The sequence below is a fragment of the Micromonospora sp. CNZ296 genome (assembly GCF_007827635.1).
Genome location: NZ_VISW01000057.1, coordinates 1 through 3,644, shown reverse-complemented (window position 1 = coordinate 3,644; position 3,644 = coordinate 1). Strand labels below are relative to the sequence as shown.

Here is a 3,644-nt window from a genome sequence, read left to right as displayed (position 1 = left end):
ACAAGCCGACGAATCCCCTAGAAGACACCCAAGGTCAGTCAGAGGGTGAGTCAGACCGGCCGGGTGACCCGCTCCCACATCATCACTGTCAGAGGGCCACGCGTCGATGACGCCATCTGGCAGCCCCTGCGTCCCGACGAGCTGAACCAGGCCGTTACAGCCGCGACAACCCCGCAGGCCCGGCTCTTCCTCGTACTGGCCGCGGTCCACGCGGCGCGCCCCGGCCAGATCCGCGCGATGCACCTCGACGACGTCGACCTGCCTGGCCGGCGCATCACCATCGCCGGTCACGACCGCCCGCTCGACGAGCTGACCCACCACGCACTGCTCGACTGACTCGACTACGGGCGCCGTCATTGGCCGAACACCGCCAACCTGCACCTGCTCGTCAGTACCGAAAGCGCACTGTGGCACGGCGGGTCAGCCACACCTGCGTTTCACGCTGCCCGCCTCCGGTCTGGCCTCGCCGCATCTGGTCTACGGCGAGCGACCCTTCGACGTCTCCGCGAACTCGTTACGGCTGCTGACCACCGTCCCGGAGCCGCTGCCGGTCGACGGGCCGGCGCTCGGCGGTGGTCCGCCGCGTCGGCGGATCGCGCTGTCAGAGTTGACCGCGATCCTGATGCATCTTTCCTGCGGCTACGCCGTGAGTGACCGGGTGGCGGCAGCTCACCGACAGTGCCCGAGGTGGCGGTCCGCCTGGGTAGTCGGAGCGGTCGGGGTGCTCCTGCCCGGGACTGCACCAGCGGCTTACCGGCTGCGCGGCTTCTCCGGGGACGTGCAGGCCGAGGTGATGACCGCATTGCGCTCAACCACGCGGGGGCCCAAGGTGGCGCAGCGGCTACTCAGACTACGCTCACCCGCCGCTCGGACGCCGCTGCGCGCCGGTGAGCCGCGTACGCCCGTGGAGCCGCCGGTGCCGCCGTCGGACGGCGGACACCCCGACGTCGTGCTCGCCCGCACGGTCGCCGCCGGGCTCATCACCACCGCCGAGGCCGACCTGATTGGCGCCACCCGCCTCGAGGACGTGTCGGCGGCCGACTTCGCCGATCGCCCACGGACGCGGCTATTGGGCGTAGCCGAGGAGCGCTCGCGGGCTGAGGAGCGCCTGATCTCACTTTCCCGCACCTGGCGATCCTTTTGACCGGCCCCGCTGACGGCGCTGACACCCCGCAACGGCCCGCCGAAGCCCTTCGAAGGAGGACGGCCACCGCGCCGGGCGCAGGTCCACCAGCTTTCCCTCGCTCATTCGCCCAGCCCTACACCTTGGGGCATAGGGCTCCGAACTGACTGGAAGTGATCTTCCGAACGCTTGCGGAATCGCCCTCGTGACCTGCGTCAGGCCTGGGAAGTACTCTTCCGCTGTGAACGTTGCCCGAGAAACCGCCCGCGGTCGACTGGGTCCGCTGCGGGTGCTGCTGGTCGAGGACGATCCTGCCGACGTCGCTCTCATCGAGGACACCTTCGCCACTCACGCCCTGGCCGCTGAGTTGCACCACGTTCCCGACGGGGTAGAGGCCATGGCGTTCGTGCGCCGTCAAGGCCAGTACGCCGACGCTCCGCGCCCGGAGTTGATCCTGCTCGACCTGAACATGCCCCGCATGAACGGCCAGGAGGTCCTCGCCGCGATCAAGGCCGACCAGTGGCTCAAGACGATTCCGGTCGTCGTGTTCACCACTTCCGTGGTCGACGCCGACGTGCTGGCCAGCTACACAGCGCACGCTAGCGCCTACGTCACCAAGCCCATCGGCCTGGACGACTTCGAGCGCGTCGTTGGGCAGATCCACCGCTTCTACGGCCGCACCGCAAGCCTGCCTCCCGATTCCAGCACGGCCTGAGAAATCCTCCGCCCCAAGCGCTGAGCCACCCCCGCTTTCGTGGAGCTTCTTGACCACGGTCTGATGGCCGTGGGGGAGGAAGTCGTCCGTGGCAGCACCGAAGAAGTACCCCGATGAGCTTCGTCAGCGCGCTGTGCGCCTGTACCGCGAGTCGGACCCGAAGCCGGTGATCCGGCGTCTGGCCGAGCAGCTTGGTGTGCATCACGAGGCGCTCAGGAACTGGATCCGGCAGGCCGAGGCGGATGAGGGTGAGCGTCACGATCGGTCGAGCAGCGAGATGGTCGAGGAGAACCGCCGGCTGCGCAGGGAAGTTAGCGAGCTGCGGCGGGCGAACGAGATCCGGAAGGCTGCGAGCGCGTATTTCGCGGCGGAGCTCGACCCGACCCGGCGACGGTCATGAGGTTCATCGGTGAACATCGTGACCAGTTCGCGGTCGCGCTCCTGCTACGGGTCCTGAACATCGGCGCCTCGACCTACTACGCGTGGGTCAAGCAGGCCGAGCAGCCCTGTGATCGGGACGTGGTCGACCTGGGGCTGATCTCCAACATCTACGAGATCTGGGAGACGTCCGGGCGCACCTACGGCGCGGACCGGGTCCACCGGCAGCTACGCCGTGACGGCATCCGCGTGGGCCGCAAGCGGGTGGAGCGGTTGATGGCGCAGCAGGGCTGGCAGGGGGCGTTCCTGCGTCGAGGCTGGCGCGGCGGCTCCACCCGACAGGATCCCCGGCACACGCCGGCACCGGATCTGGTCAACCGACAGTTCACCGCGACCGGCCCGAACCGCCTGTGGGTCGCCGACGCCACTCGCATCCCTGCGGCGAGGGCGCGTTCTGGCTCGCCGCAATCCGCGATGCGTTCTCCCGCCGGATCGTCGGCTGGAAGACGTCTGACCGCTGCGACACCGACTTGATCCTCGCCGCCCTCGAATACGGCATCTGGTCGCGCGACGTCCGCGACGGCCAATTGATCCACCACTCGGACAGGGGATCGAACTACACGTCTTTCCGCTTCGCGGAACGCTTGCAGGACAACGGGATCCTGCCCTCGATGGGTTCCGTCGGCGACAGCTCCGACAACGCGCTCATGGAGAACTTCTGGTCAACGTTGAAGATCGAACTCGTCTACCGCACCTCGTGGCGGACCCGCGACGAGGCCGAGAACGCGATCTTCGCCTACATCGACGGTTGGTACAACACCCGCCGCATCCAGAAGGAACTGGGCTACCTCAGCCCGAACGAGTACGAGGCCGCCTGGCACAACCACCAGACCGAACCAGCCGAACCACCTATCACCACCCCTGCACCAGCCGGCAGCAGGTAACCACCGCTCCAACAAAGCAGGGGAAACTCAGGAGTAGCAGCCGCGATAGGAAGCAGAGGGCTAGATCAACCCGATTCGGCTGGCGAACTCACGTACACCTAGCAGGTTGCGGCTGTCGCGGTTGAGTAGTTCGGTTGTGAGTTGCTGCGCCCATGGCCGGTAGCGAACCTCCTGCGGGGTGTCTCGCTCGGCAGCAAGCAGCGCCTGGAATGTCGCCTGTGGGCGCCCGCGGCCGTGTAGTGCCAGCGCTGTGTCTTCCCAGTAGCGAGCTCGGCGCTCCGGCATGACGATCCGGGCCGGGTCGACCTGCCGAGCGTAGTCGACAGCGGTGCCGTAGTCACCAAGCACCCGGGACACGCTGATCTTGTAGACAGCCAGGTCGAGCAGATTGAGCCATTTTCATCCTGCGTAGCGGTCGGCTTCGACGCGGTGCAGGACGAGGATGGCCTGCACGATCGCGGTCGCTCGGCGTGGGCAGCAGCGC

7 protein-coding genes and 1 pseudogene are annotated in these 3,644 nt (G+C 67.5%); 6 read left to right on the top strand and 2 right to left on the bottom strand.

Features of this window, described 5'->3' with window-relative positions; genetic code table 11:
* The first annotated feature begins 45 nt into the window (after positions 1–45).
* From FB455_RS34015 to FB455_RS34510, 6 genes are all read left to right on the top strand, one after another.
* Positions 46–336 carry a site-specific integrase gene (locus FB455_RS34015; RefSeq protein ID WP_486481641.1) on the top strand — a complete coding sequence of 97 codons (291 nt, stop codon included), beginning with the start codon at positions 46–48 and terminating at the stop codon, positions 334–336.
* A gap of 385 nt (positions 337–721) precedes the next feature.
* Complete coding sequence (locus tag FB455_RS34010; RefSeq protein WP_141722637.1) at positions 722–1,144, top strand: hypothetical protein; 423 nt, start codon at positions 722–724, stop codon at positions 1,142–1,144.
* A 220-nt stretch (positions 1,145–1,364) separates the two neighbouring features.
* Positions 1,365–1,838 (top strand): response regulator, encoded by a 474-nt coding sequence (locus tag FB455_RS34005; protein ID WP_013476110.1) that lies wholly within the window; start codon positions 1,365–1,367, stop codon positions 1,836–1,838.
* A gap of 88 nt (positions 1,839–1,926) precedes the next feature.
* Positions 1,927–2,238 carry a transposase gene (locus FB455_RS34000; RefSeq protein ID WP_030275367.1) on the top strand — a complete coding sequence of 104 codons (312 nt, stop codon included), beginning with the start codon at positions 1,927–1,929 and terminating at the stop codon, positions 2,236–2,238.
* Entirely contained in the window at positions 2,235–2,750 is a 516-nt protein-coding gene (locus FB455_RS33995; protein WP_091331546.1) for an IS3 family transposase, read from the top strand. The genes FB455_RS34000 and FB455_RS33995 overlap by 4 nt, the downstream gene beginning before the upstream one ends.
* Positions 2,684–3,160 carry an IS3 family transposase gene (locus FB455_RS34510; RefSeq protein WP_486481642.1) on the top strand — a complete coding sequence of 159 codons (477 nt, stop codon included), beginning with the start codon at positions 2,684–2,686 and terminating at the stop codon, positions 3,158–3,160. Before FB455_RS33995 ends, FB455_RS34510 begins: the two co-directional genes overlap by 67 nt.
* 60 nt (positions 3,161–3,220) lie before the next feature.
* Here the strand turns inward: FB455_RS34510 and FB455_RS33985 are convergent, their stop codons facing one another.
* Together FB455_RS33985 and FB455_RS33980 are read right to left on the bottom strand one after the other, a co-directional pair.
* Positions 3,221–3,508: a hypothetical protein gene (locus tag FB455_RS33985; RefSeq protein ID WP_227457594.1), complete on the bottom strand. Its 288-nt coding sequence runs from the start codon at positions 3,506–3,508 to the stop codon at positions 3,221–3,223.
* A gap of 51 nt (positions 3,509–3,559) precedes the next feature.
* Positions 3,560–3,644, bottom strand: a pseudogene (locus tag FB455_RS33980) (IS5/IS1182 family transposase); the annotation flags it as partial.